General features: G+C 72.5%; 11 protein-coding genes. 3 read left to right on the top strand and 8 right to left on the bottom strand.

What is annotated here, in order from left to right; genetic code table 11:
- Positions 1-39: 39 nt before the first annotated feature.
- The gene (locus ACWCRJ_RS32700) at positions 40-1,389 is read left to right on the top strand and encodes a vWA domain-containing protein (protein ID WP_450942675.1); all 1,350 of its coding nucleotides are present in this window, start codon (positions 40-42) and stop codon (positions 1,387-1,389) included.
- A gap of 135 nt (positions 1,390-1,524) precedes the next feature.
- Positions 1,525-3,297: an FHA domain-containing protein gene (locus tag ACWCRJ_RS32695; RefSeq protein ID WP_450942674.1), complete on the top strand. Its 1,773-nt coding sequence runs from the start codon at positions 1,525-1,527 to the stop codon at positions 3,295-3,297.
- Between the two features lie 94 nt (positions 3,298-3,391).
- Here the strand turns inward: ACWCRJ_RS32695 and ACWCRJ_RS32690 are convergent, their stop codons facing one another.
- Positions 3,392-4,375 (bottom strand): methyltransferase domain-containing protein, encoded by a 984-nt coding sequence (locus ACWCRJ_RS32690; protein WP_450942673.1) that lies wholly within the window; start codon positions 4,373-4,375, stop codon positions 3,392-3,394.
- A gap of 133 nt (positions 4,376-4,508) precedes the next feature.
- On the opposite strand from ACWCRJ_RS32690, the gene ACWCRJ_RS32685 reads away from it, so the two are divergent.
- On the top strand, positions 4,509-4,922 hold the full coding sequence (locus ACWCRJ_RS32685) for a globin (protein ID WP_046915528.1): 414 nt from the start codon (positions 4,509-4,511) through the stop codon (positions 4,920-4,922).
- Between the two features lie 21 nt (positions 4,923-4,943).
- On the opposite strand, the gene ACWCRJ_RS32680 is transcribed toward ACWCRJ_RS32685, so the two are convergent.
- The 7 genes from ACWCRJ_RS32680 to ACWCRJ_RS32650 form a co-directional block, all read right to left on the bottom strand.
- Entirely contained in the window at positions 4,944-5,639 is a 696-nt protein-coding gene (locus ACWCRJ_RS32680) for a hypothetical protein (RefSeq protein WP_450942672.1), read from the bottom strand.
- Positions 5,636-6,046 (bottom strand): acyl-CoA thioesterase, encoded by a 411-nt coding sequence (locus ACWCRJ_RS32675; protein ID WP_046915526.1) that lies wholly within the window; start codon positions 6,044-6,046, stop codon positions 5,636-5,638. The genes ACWCRJ_RS32680 and ACWCRJ_RS32675 overlap by 4 nt, the downstream gene beginning before the upstream one ends.
- A gap of 2 nt (positions 6,047-6,048) precedes the next feature.
- On the bottom strand, positions 6,049-7,713 hold the full coding sequence (ettA, locus tag ACWCRJ_RS32670; RefSeq protein WP_450942671.1) for an energy-dependent translational throttle protein EttA: 1,665 nt from the start codon (positions 7,711-7,713) through the stop codon (positions 6,049-6,051).
- A 292-nt stretch (positions 7,714-8,005) separates the two neighbouring features.
- Positions 8,006-9,445, bottom strand: a complete 1,440-nt coding sequence (locus ACWCRJ_RS32665; RefSeq protein WP_450942670.1) for a Cys-Gln thioester bond-forming surface protein — start codon at positions 9,443-9,445, stop codon at positions 8,006-8,008.
- A gap of 265 nt (positions 9,446-9,710) precedes the next feature.
- Positions 9,711-10,187 carry a single-stranded DNA-binding protein gene (locus tag ACWCRJ_RS32660; protein ID WP_450942669.1) on the bottom strand — a complete coding sequence of 159 codons (477 nt, stop codon included), beginning with the start codon at positions 10,185-10,187 and terminating at the stop codon, positions 9,711-9,713.
- 222 nt (positions 10,188-10,409) lie between these two features.
- Complete coding sequence (locus tag ACWCRJ_RS32655; protein ID WP_450942668.1) at positions 10,410-12,608, bottom strand: GTPase; 2,199 nt, start codon at positions 12,606-12,608, stop codon at positions 10,410-10,412.
- Positions 12,605-14,275: a dynamin family protein gene (locus tag ACWCRJ_RS32650; RefSeq protein ID WP_450942667.1), complete on the bottom strand. Its 1,671-nt coding sequence runs from the start codon at positions 14,273-14,275 to the stop codon at positions 12,605-12,607. The genes ACWCRJ_RS32655 and ACWCRJ_RS32650 overlap by 4 nt, the downstream gene beginning before the upstream one ends.
- Between the last annotated feature and the right edge of the window lie 78 nt (positions 14,276-14,353).

Genomic DNA, 14,353 nt, shown 5'->3' with positions numbered 1-14,353 from the left:
GGGGCCAACAGTGGTGCTGCTAGGGGGATCAGAGTAGGCATGGCCAAATTCTCGAAGTCGAACGTGCCGCAGTTCTCGGTCGAGGTGTACCAGAACGAGTACCTGCCCGAGGGCGGCCGTGAGGTCAACGCCATCGTGACGGTCAGCGCGACCGGCGGCGGCACCATCGGCAGCGCGGTCGCCGCGCCGCACCTGTACTCGCCCGGCCAGGGCCCGTCCGCCGCCGTGGCGCTCATGGTCGACTGCTCGGGGTCGATGGACTACCCGCCGACCAAGATGCGCAACGCGAGGGACGCCACCGCCGCCGCGATCGACACCCTGCGCGACGGCGTCCACTTCGCGGTGATCGACGGCACCCACGTGGCCCGGGAGGTCTATCCCGGCGGCGGCCGGCTCGCGGTCGCCGACTCCGCCACCCGGGACCAGGCCAAGCAGGCCCTGCGCCGGCTCAGCGCGGGCGGCGGCACCGCCATCGGCACCTGGCTGAAGCTCGCGGACCGGCTGCTCGCCTCGGCGGACGTCGCCATCCGCCACGGCATCCTGCTGACCGACGGCCGCAACGAGCACGAGTCGCCGGAGGACCTCAAGGCCGCGCTGGACGCCTGTGCCGGACGGTTCACGTGTGACGCGCGTGGAGTGGGCACCGACTGGGAGGTCAGGGAGGTCACCCAGATCGCCTCCGCGCTCCTCGGCACCGCCGACATCGTCGCCGACCCCGCCGCCCTCTCCGCCGACTTCACGCAGATGATGGAGACGGCCATGGGCAAGGAGGTCGCGGACGTCGCCCTGCGGCTGTGGACCCCGGTCGGCACCCGGATCAAGTTCGTGAAGCAAGTGGCGCCCACCGTGGAGGAGCTGACCGACCGTCGCACAGAGGCCGGGCCGCGCGCCGGCGACTACCCGACCGGTTCATGGGGGGACGAGTCCCGCGACTACCACGTGTGCGTCGAGGTCCCGGCCGCGTCCCTCGGCCAGGAGATGCTGGCCGCCCGCGTCTCCCTGGTCATCCCCCAGCCCGACGGAGGAACCGCGCAGAACCTCGGCGCCCAGGGTCTGGTGAAGGCCGTGTGGACCGACGACATGGTCGCGTCCACGTCGATCAACCCCCAGGTCGCGCACTACACAGGTCAGGCCGAACTGGCACAGGTCATCCAGCAAGGGCTGGACGCTCGCAAATCCGGTGATTTCGACGGAGCGACGGCCAAGCTGGGACGGGCCGTGCAGCTCGCCAGTGCGTCGGGCAACGCGGATACTGCGAAACTGCTTGCGAAGGTGGTGGACGTGGTCGACGCGGCGACAGGTACTGTGCGACTGAAGGCGAAGGTCACGGAGGCCGACGAGATGACTCTCGAAACGCGGTCGACAAAGACTGTTCGTGTAAAGAAGTAGGTAGAAACAACCCGAAGCACCGCCGCGCGTCAGCCTGGCTTCCCCACCGGGAATCCGGACAGAACCGGCCACACCGGCCCGTCGTGGCCACAGGAACCGGCCGCGAGGTCGGAAAGGAGAGGGGGAAGCGCCGACATGCCGACCTGCCCGAACGGACACCAGTCGGGTTCCGACGACTGGTGCGAGGTCTGCGGTCACCGTATGGCCGGTGCCGTACCCCCGCCGCCACCACCGCCGCCCCCGGGCGCCGGTTACGGATACCCGCCGCCCGGCTCCCCTCCCCCGCCTCCGGGCGCGGGCGGTCCCGGCGGTCCTGGCCCCGGGGGCCCTGGGGGTCCCGGTGGACGCCCGCACCTCGCCGCCCAGCCGGAACTCTGCCCGCAGTGCCGCACGCCCCGCGAGGGCGGCGCGCCCTTCTGCGAGGAATGCCGGTGGAACTTCCTGACCAACACCGCGACGACGTACACCCCGGCCGCGCCCCGGCCGTCGGCACCCGGCCCCGGCGCGGGTCCGGGCGGCCCCGGTCCCGGTCAGGGCCCCGGAGGCGGTCCCGGTGGCCCCGGTCAGGGCCCCGGAGGCGGTCAGGGCCCCGGCGGGAACCCGGCGCTCCGGTTCCAGCAGCAGCAACCGCCTCCGCCGTCCTACGGCGGCGGTGACGGGTACGACTACCAGAGCTCCCGCCCCTCGCAGATGAACCGCCCCGCCGAGCCGATCCCGCCGGGACCGCAGTTCGGCGGCGATCCGTCCGGTCCGGGTGGACCCGGGGGCCAGGGCGGAAACGGTGGGTATGGCGGGCCCGGCGGCCCCGGCCGTCAAGGTGGTCCCGGTGGCCCGGGTGGCCCGGGTGGCCCGTCGGGGCCGGGGGGGTCCTCCGGGTTCGGCGGCGGACCCGCGGGACAGCCCGGCCAGCCCGGTCCGGGGCAGTCGGGCCGTCCCGGCCAGCCCGGTCCGTCCGCGTTCGGCCAGGATCCCTCGCGCCCCGGCCCCTCGGGCTTCGGCGGCGATCCCTCGCGCCCCGGGCCTTCGGGCTTCGGCGGCGATCCCTCGCGCCCCGGGCCTTCGGGCTTCGGCGGCGATCCCTCACGACCGGTTCCGCCTCCGCCCGGCCCTACGCCCGGTGGACCTGGCGGCCCCGGCTTCCCCGGTGGTCAGGGTCCCGGTGGTCAAGGTCCCGGTGGTCAGGGTCCCGACGGTCGGGGCCCCGGCGGGGGCCAGCAGGCGTTCCAGCAGGCGGGGACGTCGGCTCCGCCCGCCTTCCCGCAGGAGACCCGCCGACCACAGCCAGGCGGCCCCGGCCCCGGTCAGGGTCAGGGTCAGGGCCCCGGTGGCGGCCCCGCCTTCGGTGCCGACGACGACTGGGTGATCTCCCCGCCGTCGACCGGCCCCGGTGGACACGGTGGGCCCGCCGGGCCCGGTGGTGCGGGCGCCCGCCCCGGTGGCTACGGCTACCCGCAGCCCGGTGCCACCCAGGCCCCGCCCGGCCCCGCGTACCCGCAGGCGCCGACGTCCTGGAGCGCGACCATCGGCCCGGACCGCGACTACTTCATGGCGATGATGCAGCGCTCGGGCCCCGAGGCGGCGGGCCTGAACCTGCCCGCCTACTCCCCGGAGCAGCGGCGCGCCCTCACCGGCAACCAGATCACCATCGGGCGCCGCCGCCACTCCACCGGTGACGTCCCCGACATCGACCTCTCGGTGCCGCCGGAGGACCCGGGCGTCTCCCACCAGCACGCGGTGCTGGTGCAGCAGCCGGACGGCGGCTGGGCCGTGGTGGACCAGAACTCCACCAACGGAACCACCGTCAACGGTTCCGAGGAGCCCATCCAGCCGTTCGTCCCGATCCCCCTCCAGGACGGGGACCGGGTACACGTGGGCGCGTGGACGACGATCACCATCCGCCGGGGCTGACCCGCCCCACCAGCGAGAGATCAGGGCCGGCCGAGCGACTTCGGCCGGCCCTGCCCCTTCTCTCGGGCCCCGGATCGCGCCGAGGCCCGCGTCCTCAGTCCGGAAGCGGCCAGGCGTACGGCCCTTCCGGGTCGTCCAGCCAGGCCCAGGCGTGGTCGCCGCGGACCGTGATGCCGTAACGCTCCCGGGAGGGCATGCCCTCGCGCTGCCACAGGGCGAGGGCCTCGTGCGGGTCGAGGCTGCCCGCCGTCAGGGCGAGCAGGAACCGGAACAGCTCGTGGTCCCTGGCGCGGCTCGGCAGCCCGCCGAGGTGCGGGTGGATCGCCTCCGGCTCACTGCCCCCACGCAGCGGTACGAAGTACGCCGACGTGTGCAGGAAGCGCCCCTCGGCCTGCTCCGCGTCCTCGACCCACAGCCGTACCAGCCCCGTGGCCAGCGGTGTCAGGATGCGCGCGCCGGGGGTGCACTGGGCGAGCCAGGCGCGCGGGATCGAGGGCAGGGTGCAGGTCGCGATGATCCGGTCGTACGGCGCCCGCTCGGGCACCCCACGCGCCCCGTCCGCGGTGACGACGGTCGGGTGGTAGCCGGCGGCGTCCAGATGTCTGCGCGCCGCCTCGGTGATGTCCGCGTCCAGATCGACGGTCGTGACCAGGTCGTCCCCGAGCCGGTGCGCGAGCAGGGCGGCGTTGTACCCGGTGCCGGCACCGATCTCCAGCACCCGGTCGCCGTCCTCCACCTCCAGCTCGGCGAGCATCTTCGCCATCAGCGAGGGCTGACTGCTGGAGGAGATCAGCCGCCCGTCGCGCAACCGCGTGGCGAGCGGGGCGTCGGCGTACGCGCCGCGCACCCAGCGGTCGCGCCGCCGCGGGTCGCGCTCCTCGCCCCACAGCCGCTCGAAGCCGCCCATGGCGCTCACGTAGTAGTAGGGCACGAACAGGTGCCGGGGGACGCTCTCGAAGGCCTTGCGCCACACCGGGTCGGCGTCCCACGCCCCACTGGCCTCGATCTCGCGCACGAGCGCCGACCGGGCCTCGGCGGCGAGACGCTCCAGGTCGTGGTCCACAGCGCGCGTGCCCATACCTCCACTGTGCGGCCGGACGCCCCCGGAGGCGAGTACCACGCCGCACCGGTCCGGAATCGACCGGTCCGTGCTCCCGGTCCGCCGTGCGATGGTCCTAAGCCTCGAGTCCTCCTCCCACGCGTCTGAGACCATGGGTGACGTGAACGAGATTCGGCGCGGCACGCTGCAGGAGCAGACCTTCTACGAGCAGGTCGGTGGCGAGGAGACCTTCCGGCGCCTGGTGCGCCGTTTCTACGAGGGCGTCGCCGAGGATCCGATCCTGCGCCCCATGTACCCCGAGGAGGACCTGGGCCCGGCCGAGGACCGCTTCGCCCTCTTCCTGATCCAGTACTGGGGCGGCCCCACCACGTACAGCGAGAACCGCGGGCACCCCCGGCTGCGCATGCGTCACGCCCCCTTCACCGTCGACCGCGCCGCCCACGACGCCTGGCTGAAGCACATGCGCGACGCCGTCGACGAGCTGTCGCTCTCCGAGGAGCACGAGCGCATCCTGTGGAACTACCTGACGTACGCCGCCGCCTCGATGGTGAACGCCCCGGGCTGAGCCGGCCGCGCAAGCGCCGGGTCAGCGGACGCTGACGTCGAACGCCCCGAGTCCCGCCCTGCGCACGGCGATCGACCCGTACGGGGTGCGCAGCCGCAGCCACGCGCCCGACGAGAACAGTCCCGGCATCGCCTGCTCGGGCGCGCCGGGCGTCTGCCGCGCGGTGCGCAGGAAGCCGAGCGACTGGGCCGCGTGCACGGCACGCACCGGCAGGGGGGTGTCCCCGACCGTCCGGGACCAGATCTCCCGCCCGATCCGGTCCAGTTCGGCCCGCGTACGCCGCTCGGGCGCCAACTCCTCGGTGCGGGAGCGGAATTCGCGTACGGCTCCCGAGACCATCGCCCGCAGCGCGTCCGGCGCGGGCAGCCCCGCCTCCGGCCGCCAGCCGCCACGCGGGGGGAGCACTCCGGCCCACGGAGGCCCGGTCACCGCCTCCGGGACGACCGCCGTGCCCGCGGACTCGTCGACGGACTCCAGGAGTTCACCGGCCGACACGGTCACGTCGAGCGTGGCGTCGAGCCCGTTCTCGTAGGGCTTGGCCAGGCGCGCGGAGCGGATGGCCAGGACCTCGAAGGACGGAGGCCGGCCGAAGACGGCCAGCGCGGTGCCGGCCGCCTGGAGGCGCACCGCGGCCCCACGGTCGTAGTGGAGCAGCCGGGAGAGGAAGGCCGCGAGATCCGCTGCCTCCCCCTCGTCGGCGAGGTGGAGCACCGTCATGCGGCGACGGCCCTCTCCTCGTCGTCCCTGTACTCCTCCAGGAACTCGCGCTCCTCGGCGGTGATCCGGCGGGGCCGCTGGGTCGCGAAGTCGAACGGCACTATCACCGTCGAGGCCCGGACGTAGACCTGCTCGGGGTCCTTGACCTCATAGGTGATCGTGAACGACGCCGCTCGTATCTCCGTGATCCACAGCTCGATGTCCACCGGCCTGTGCCGGTGGACGAGCTGCCGCTTGTAGTCGATCTCGTGGCGCGCCACCACGGACCCCTGCTTGAAGTCCTTCTCCGGGCGGAACAGGAAGTCGATACGGGCTTCCTCCAGGTAGCGGAGGAAGACCACGTTGTTGACGTGGCCGTACGCGTCCATGTCCGCCCAGCGCAGTGGGCAGCGGTAGATGTGGCGCAAGATCAGCCCCGGGTCAGCTTCTTGTAGGTGGCGCGGTGCGGACGGGCGGCGTCCGGACCGAGTCGCTCGATCTTGTTCTTCTCGTACGACTCGTAGTTGCCCTCGAACCAGAACCACTTGGACTCGCCCTCGTAGGCGAGGATGTGCGTCGCCACCCGGTCCAGGAACCAGCGGTCGTGGGAGATGACCACCGCGGCGCCCGGGAACTCCAGGAGCGCGTTCTCCAGCGACGACAGGGTCTCGACGTCGAGGTCGTTGGTCGGCTCGTCGAGGAGCAGCAGGTTGCCGCCGAGCTTGAGGGTGAGCGCCAGGTTGAGGCGGTTGCGCTCACCGCCGGAGAGCACCCCGGCCGGCTTCTGCTGGTCCGGGCCCTTGAAGCCGAACGCGGAGACGTAGGCGCGGGAGGGCATCTCGACCTGGCCGACGTTGATGTAGTCCAGCTCGTCGGAGACGACGGCCCACAGCGTCTTCTTGGGGTCGATGTTCTCGCGGCTCTGGTCGACGTAGGAGATCTTGACGGTCTCGCCGACCTTGATCGAACCGGAGTCGGGCACCTCCAGACCCTGGATCATCTTGAAGAGGGTCGTCTTGCCGGCGCCGTTCGGGCCGATGACGCCCACGATGCCGTTGCGCGGCAGCGTGAAGGAGAGGTCGTCGATCAGGACCTTGTCGCCGAAGGCCTTGCTGAGGTTGTTGACCTCCACGACCACACTGCCCAGGCGCGGGCCCGGCGGGATCTGGATCTCCTCGAAGTCCAGCTTCCGCATCTTGTCGGCCTCGGCCGCCATCTCCTCGTAACGGGCGAGACGGGCCTTGGACTTGGCCTGGCGGCCCTTGGCGTTGGAGCGGACCCACTCCAGTTCTTCCTTGAGCCGCTTGGCGCGCTTGGCGTCCTTCTGGCCCTCGACCTTGAGACGGGTCTGCTTGGTCTCCAGGTAGGTGGAGTAGTTGCCCTCGTAGCCGATCGCGCGGCCGCGGTCCAGCTCCAGGATCCAGCCCGCGACGTTGTCGAGGAAGTACCGGTCGTGGGTGACGGCGACGACGGTGCCGGGGTACTTCGCGAGGTGCTGCTCCAGCCACTGCACGGACTCGGCGTCCAGGTGGTTGGTGGGCTCGTCGAGGAGCAGCAGGTCGGGGGCTTCGAGCAGCAGCTTGCACAGCGCTACGCGGCGGCGCTCACCACCGGAGAGGTTGGTGACGGGCCAGTCGCCGGGCGGGCAGCCCAGCGCGTCCATGGCCTGCTCCAGCTGGGTGTCCAGGTCCCAGGCGTTCGCGTGGTCCAGGTCCTCCTGGAGCTTGCCCATCTCGTCGAGGAGCGCGTCCGAGTAGTCGGTCGCCATGAGCTCCGCGACCTCGTTGAAGCGGTGGAGCTTGCCCATGATCTCGGCGGCGCCGTCCTGCACGTTCTGCAGGACCGTCTTCGACTCGTCCAGCGGCGGCTCCTGCAGGAGCATGCCGACGGTGTAGCCGGGCGACAGGAACGCGTCACCGTTGGAGGGCTGCTCGAGGCCCGCCATGATCTTGAGAACGGTGGACTTACCGGCACCGTTCGGACCGACCACACCGATCTTCGCGCCGGGCAGGAAGCTCAGCGTGACGTCGTCAAGGATCACCTTGTCGCCGTGCGCCTTGCGTGTCTTGCGCATCGTGTAGATGTACTCAGCCAAGAGAAACCGTCCGGCAACTTGAAATCTGGCAGTGGGCAGTACCACCCATCTTGCCGCACGGCCAGCCCTCGACGGAAACCGGATGGTGAAGCCCCCCGGACGAACGACGCGGCCCCGGCGCCTTGGGGGCGTACCGGGGCCGCATCGCACGCGTGCGTGATCGCGCGGTCACTCACTGTTGAGTTGCCAAGGAGCGCTTCTTCTCAAGGGGTTCCGCTCAGAGGGTCCACTCACGGGTTCCGCTCAGCTCACCGGGTCCGCTCAGGGGTTCCGCTCAGCTCACCGGGTCCGCTCACTGGTTCCGCTTGCGGAGGAGGATCATCACCGCGCCGCCGATCACGACCAGTCCGATGGCGAGGCCCCCGATCACCGGGGTGGCGCCGGAGCTTCCGGTCTCGGCCAGGTCAGTGGCGGTGTCGGCGGCCCCGCCGCCGCCCACCGTCGCCGGGCTCGGCTCGCTCAGCGTCTGGACCGATTCCCCGTCCGCGCCGGCCGCGGTCTCCGTCCGGCAGTCCAGCACGCCCCGGAACCGCTTCGCGAGACCGTTCGGCCCCTCGATCGTGAAGTCGTACGCCTGGTCCTCCTGCAAGGGGATCGTCACCGTGCGGGTCTCGCCCGCCTCGATGGTGTAGGTGATCCCCATCAACTCGAAGGTGAAGGGCTCGTCGCCCTGGTTGGCGGCGGTGAGGTCCAGGCCGCCCGCGGCGCAGTTCTTCTCGGCGTACAGCGCCGGTATCGCGCCCTTCCCGGCCCAGTGCGCGGTCGCCGTCGCGGAGACCGTCGACTCGCTGGAGCCCGCGAGGATCTGGGTCTGGCTGCGGGTCTCGGAGGCGAAGGCGCGGCCGACCGGCACGGTGGTCGAGGCCTCCACGGTCAGCTCGGCCGTGCCGGCCGCGGCCTTCTCGGGCACCTCGAAGTACAGCTCGCCGCCGTCCCCGGCCGAGGTGACGGCCTCGCCCTTCGCGTCGACGACCCGCACTCCTCCGCCGTCCGCCGTCGCGTCCGAGGGCGGGGTCACGGTCACGGCGTCCGCGGTGGTGTGCACCGTGACGGGGCCGAGCCGCTCGCCGGGCCGGCCGGAGACCGCCGAGGTGTCGAGGGTCAGGGAGGCGGTCGGTTCCGCCAGGTTCCGCGCGCTCTTCTCCAGGTAGTCCGCGAGCTTCTCCGCCTCCGGGTCCAGGGCCGTCACCTCGGCCCCGTCCGAGTACCGCCAGATCGCGACCTGCGTGCCGGTCGCCGCGTCCTCCTCGGTGAGGCCCTTGGCCCCGGCCTTGCCGGCGAGTGCCGCGAGGTCGTTCACCTGCGGGTAGGAGTTCTGCAGGATCCATCGGATCTTGCCCGCTTGCTTGTTGGCACCGAGGGAGGTACCGCTCCAGGAGGTCTCCCGGTACTCGGCGTCCTTCTGCGTCGGGTTCTGGACGTCGACGCAGTAGGTCTGCAGGGTGCCACCGCCGTCGACGAACATCTCGAACAGTCCGGCGGGCAGCTGCTGTTCCTGGCCGTCCTCGGTCCGGAGCACGGCCGTTCCGTACGTCTTGAGGCCACCTATGGTCGCGGTCGCCCCGCCCGAACTCGGCGCCGTGTCGTCGGCCGCGGCCGGGCCCGCCGAGACGACCGCGCCCGCGACGACGAGGCCGGACGCGAGTGACACGGCGGCGAGGCGGGCAGCCCCTCGCCTGCGCGCGGCCCACCCGGACCACCCGGAGAACGACGCCGAGAACGAAGAAAGCACAGAATTTCCCTTCGAGCAGGACCCGTTGACGTGGGGGGTGTGGTCCCACCAGCAGAATCAGAAGCCCCGTGAGCTATGCCCGGCATCCTAGGGACGAGGCGCACCACTCTTCCCAGTCGTATCGTCAGACAACCGATCCGAATCGGAATCGTTATCGCTTGCACAGCTCGTGAACAGCTCTTGTCGACAAATCCCTCGATTCCGCACACGGAGCCTTCACCACGCGTACTCGGATCTCCCACGACCGCGCCGCCACGGCCTGAGGTCACGTCACCCCGGCCGGTTCCAACCTGAGTTCGGCGGCCGGATCGAGCCGGCCGCCGGGCGGCGGTGTCTCCCAGTTCGGCTCCGGCTGGGACGGGGACCGATCCGCCGGTGTCTCGCCCCTGGGCGTCCGCCGGAACGCCGAGGTGCCCCGCGAGAGATCGTGCCCGATGGCGACCGCGTCGACGTCGGCCGAGGCCCAGCTCTGACCGTCCTTCTGCTCGGTGCGCACCTTCAACCGCCCCTGGACCACCACCGGATCGCCCAGGGCCACGGACGAGGCCACGTTCGCCGCGAGCGTGCGCCGCGCCCACACCGTGAAGAAGTTGGTGTGCCCGTCGGTCCACTCGTTCTTCTCCCGGTCCCAGTACCGCGAGGTCACCGCCAGCCGGAACCGGGCCGACGAACCCGTCGACAACTCCCGGCAGACCGGCTGGGTCGCCACGTTCCCCACCACGCACACCATCGTCTCGTTCATCTCGTGAACCCCTCCTCGACGCCGGCACCGAGGCCGGCGCCGACGGACACGCGTACGGGCCCGTCCCGTACGGCTGCTGCGTCTGTCGTGCGGCGGTGCTGTGATCGCCGCCCGTTCAGACTGCCGCCGCCGGGCCGAGCCCGCGGAGCCCTGTGCACTACCCGCCGGTTGTGGACAACTCCGTCACCCGACGGGGTGAACCGACCCGACCGGAGCCGCGCCTCACCCCACCGGCGCCGCCCCCAGCACCCGCCCGTACTGCTCCCGCACCTCCCGGTACCGCAGCAGTTCGGCGGCCACCGGATCCAGCACCAGCGCCCGTCCGCACCCGGCGGCGGCCTCCCTCAGCCGCCGTTCCGCCTCCTGGCCGTACCGCCGCGCCGGACCGCGTGCGGCCAGCCGGCAGCCCCACTCGACGGCCGGGCCGCCGACGATGCCGATCACCATCAGCAGCACCGGCACCCCGAGATTCGGTGCCATGAAGCCGATGATCTGCCCCAGCAGCCACAGCCCGCCGACGACCTGGAGCAGGGTCATGGAGGCCTGCGCGAGCACCGCGGCGGGCCACCAGCCCGGCCGCGGCGGCCGTCCCGTGGGCGCCCCGACCCGCATGGCCAGCTCGTCCAGCGCCTCGGGCAGCCCCTGCGCCCCGCGTACGGCCGCCTCGCGCACCGCCTGGGCCCAGGGTGTGGGCAGCCCCGCCGCGGCGCGGTCCGCCACCGTACGTACGGCGTGTTCGACGCGCTGCCGGGCGGTGGCCTCCTCGTCCACGGGCGCCGCCAGGGCGAGCCGCCCCGTAGGGGGTTCGCTCCGGTCCTGGTACCACCGCCACAGACGTAGCCAGGGCGTACCGCACGCGCGGTTGGCGTGGCGCAGCCAGACGCGCTCGGCGGCCTCGCCCGCGGCGGTGGCACCGACGGCGTCCGCGAGCCGCGCGGCGAACTCGTCCCGGGCCCGCTCGCTGAGCCCCGTGCGCCGCTGGTTGGCGTACACGGGCCACAGCCGCGCGGCGGCCGCGTCCAGATCGGCGCGGACCCGGCGGGCGGGCGCGCCCCTCTCGGCCACGAACTGCCCGAGGGATTCGCGCAGTTCCCCCACGCCGTCCCCGGTGAGCGCGGACAGCGCGAGCACGGTGGCGCCCGGTTCGCCGTGCTCCCCCAGCGCGATCCCGTCCTCGTCGAGCAGTCGTCGCAGGTCGTCGAGCACCTGGTGGGCCGCCTCGCCGGGCAGCCGGTCCACCTGGTTGAGGACGACGAACATGACCTCCGCGTGACCGGCCAGGGGCCGCAGATAACGCTCATGGAGGATGGCGTCGGCGTACTTCTCCGGATCGACGACCCAGATGACCGCGTCCACCAGCGCCAGGATCCGGTCGACCTGCTCCCTGTGCTGCACCGCCGCCGAGTCGTGGTCGGGCAGATCCACCAGCACGAGGCCGCGCAGCTGGGCCTCCGCCTCCGGGCTCTGCAACGGCCGCCGCCGCAGCCGGCCCGGAATGCCCAGCCGGTCGATGAGGCTCGCCGCGCCGTCGCTCCAGCTGCACGCGATGGGCGCGGCCGTGGTGGGCCGGCGTACGCCCGTCTCCGAGATCGTCACCCCCGCGAGGGAGTTGAACAGCATCGACTTGCCGCTGCCGGTGGCGCCCGCGATGGCGACGACCGTGTGCTGCCCCGAGAGCCTGCGCCGCGCGGCGGCCTCGTCCAACACCCGTCCGGCCTCCGCCAGGGTCGTGCTGTCCAGTCGTGTGCGGGACTGTCCCACCAGCTCCCGCAGCGCGTCGAGCCGCGACCTCAGGCGTCCGTCGTACGCGAGCGGGGTGACCGGCTGCGCGACCTGAGCCCTGCTCTCCACACCCGGGGCCCGCTCGGCCGCGCCCGCCTCGGTGACACGCCGGGCGATGAGCCCGTCGTCCCAGGGGTCACCGGACTCCGTCCGCGCGGACGGGTCACCGGACGGATCACCGGACGAATTCACGGGCCGATCAACAGATCGATCACCGGCCCGGTCGGCGGACCGATCACCAGCCCGGTCGCCGGACCGGTCGGCGGACCGGTCGGCGGACCGATCACCGGGCGCGGCACCACCGGGACCGGGACGCTCGGGCACGCGCGCGTGGGCGCGGTTCTCATCCCCCTGGGAAAGCCGCTCGCCCGGCCGGGCAGGCTCACCTGCGGCCCGGTCCGGCGCCGCGCGCCGCTCCTCGAACCGCGCGCCCCCGGCCCTCTCCGACGGCCCGCCGTCGAAGTTCCCCGGCCGCCCGTCCCCGGCACCCGCGTCCCCGGGACGGCCGGCCCCGCCGTCCACGGGCTTCCTGTCACCCCTCCTGTCACCCGTCCTGTCACCCGTCCTGTCGTCACCCTTGTCGGGGACGTCGTCTCCGGTCTGATCCGTGTGGTCAGTGACGGCGGTCACGGCGGTCACCTCTCCTTCTGCAGTACGGACAGGGCGGCGATGAGTTCGGCCTGTGGTTCGGGATGTACGTCGAGTGCGTCGAGGGGGGCGAGACGGCGTTCACGCTCGGTGTCGAGGGCCCGCTCCAGGTACTCGGTGAGCAGCCGTCCGCCCCGGTCGCGCAGCCGCAGCGCGCCGTGCGCCCCGATCCGTTCGGCGAGGCCCTCACCCGCGGACCGGGCCCGCCGTCCACCCAGCAGCGCCGTGGCGCCCAGCGCGGCCACCGCCTCCACGTCCGGAGCGACACTCCGGTCGAGGTCGCGCACCTCTTCCTCGGCGTACTCCTCCAGGACGCGCCGCCAGCGTCGTACGGTGATCCCGATCCGGTCCTCGACGCTCTCGCGCATGGCGTCACGTTCCGTCAGCCCGGCGTCCACGGCGGCCGGTTCACGGCGCCAGGCCTCGCCGATCCGCTCGTCGGCGGCGGTGACGGCACAGAGCAGCAGGGTGCCGAGGCTTTCGACGAGGGCGTCGAGCAGTTCACCGGCGGTGCAGTCGAGCGGGTAGCTGCGCCACCTCTTGAGGGCGTCCCCCGCGAGCACGGCCCCCGACTGCAGACGCCCCTTCACGCGCGCGTGCTCGCTGTCGTACGCCGTGTCGACGGCGGCGGTGAGCCGCAGGGCTGCGGAGTACTGCTGGGCCGCCGCGCTCGCCAGCTCGGGCATCCGGGACCTCAGCGAGTCGAGGACCCCGTGCGCGGTGCGCGCCACGGTCTCGTGCCGGGCCCCGGCGTCCGTCGCCTGCTGGACGAGCCAGGCCCGCAGCGGTGCGACGGCGGTACCCGGCAGCAGCCCCCCGCCCCAGGCCGACTCGGGCAGTTCGGGCACCGTGAACCGCGGCACGTCGCCGAGCCCGGCCTTGGTCAGCAGTGCCCCGTACTGCCGGGAGACCTCGGACACCACCTGGTGGGGCACCCGGTCGAGCACGGTGACCAGGGTCGCCCGGTGTTCCTTCGCGGACCGCAGCAGATGCCACGGCACGGCGTCGGCGTAGCGGGAGGCCGTGGTCACCATCACCCAGATGTCGGCGGCGCAGATCAGTTCCGCGGCGAGTACGCGGTTGTCGGCGTCCAGGGAGTCGACGTCCGGTGCGTCGAGGAGGGCGAGACCGGGCGGGAGGCTGTCGGCGGTCTCGATGCGCAGGACGCGCTCACCCTCCTTGCCGCCGTCCCCGCCCGGCGGAAACGGCTGGTCGTCCGGATCCTGACCGGGCTCCCGCGGAGGCGCCCACGCGCGCGTGAGGTTGGGCAGGACGCGCATCCCGCTGAACCAGTGGTGGTCCTCGGGATGGCAGATCAGGACGGGCGTACGGGTCGTCGGCCGCAGCACACCGGCCTCGCTGACCTTCCGCCCCACCAGGGAGTTGACGAGAGTGGATTTACCGGCTCCGGTCGACCCCCCGATGACGGCCAGCAACGGCGCTTCGGGTTGCCGCAACCGGGGCACCAGGTAGTCGTCGAGTTGCGCGAGCAGTTCGTCGCGGTTGGCACGCGCGCGCGGGGCCCCTGCCAGGGGCAGCGGAAAGCGCGCGGCGGCGACACGGTCGCGCAGGGCGGAGAGCGCGTCGAGCAGCTGAGGCCGTACGTCCAAGGTCACCACATGCGAAGAATGCCCAATTTTGGGGACATTCTGAAGCATATGAGCACGCCTGCGCGCCGACCGGACACAGGGGGACGGAGGGGACGAGAGGGGCGCAGGCATAACGAGTGCACAACA

This window comes from Streptomyces sp. NPDC002324, from assembly GCF_053593335.1.
Note: the sequence above shows the minus strand (reverse complement) of the source record. Positions and strands in the feature narration are given on the sequence as shown.